Source organism: Myroides odoratimimus, from assembly GCF_030326305.1.
Lineage (GTDB): Bacteria > Bacteroidota > Bacteroidia > Flavobacteriales > Flavobacteriaceae > Flavobacterium > Flavobacterium odoratimimum_A.
The window spans coordinates 1-553 of sequence record NZ_JACAKB010000095.1; the positions used below are offsets into that span (position 1 = coordinate 1).

A 553-nucleotide genomic window follows, 5' to 3' on the forward strand; every position below is an offset into this window, starting at 1 on the left:
GTATAAGTCTGTCTGACTTTTACGTTTTCTTGTTCTGCTATTTGCTTGCATTTTTTTATAATCTTATTGTGAAGCTTTGCATCTGTTGGGTAGGTAATATTTTTTTATTGAACAGTTGTATCTATATTCACATTGTCATCATCACTGTCTTTTTCATTGACACGGATACTTTCTTTTAAAATTAACTCCACTCCTGATTCGCCTATCCTATTTCTGAAATGCACTAACTCTGAGGCTTCACATGGAGATCCTGTAGCGAAAGATACTTCTCCACAAAAATATTGGTAATAGTTGTTTTCACTCCATTGAGCCACTACAACTTCATCTGATACATTGCGAAGATGTTTTAAAATTAAAAGTCCAACCATTAATCTAATTGGTTTGGCTGGACGACCTTTTCCACTACTATACAACGGCGAAAAAGCTTGTTCAAAAACATTCCAATCTATTTTATTAGCCAACTTGTATAAGCCGTGTTTTCGATCTAAGATCTCTTCAAAAGTTGATAAAAAACTCACTTGATTAGGGTTTTTATTGTGTGCTAACATTGTAA

1 pseudogene is annotated in these 553 nt (G+C 33.6%); it reads right to left on the reverse strand.

Going from position 1 to position 553, the window contains the following annotated elements:
• Positions 1-548 (reverse strand): annotated as a pseudogene (locus HX049_RS18435) (transposase); the annotation flags it as partial.
• Positions 549-553: the final 5 nt, after the last annotated feature.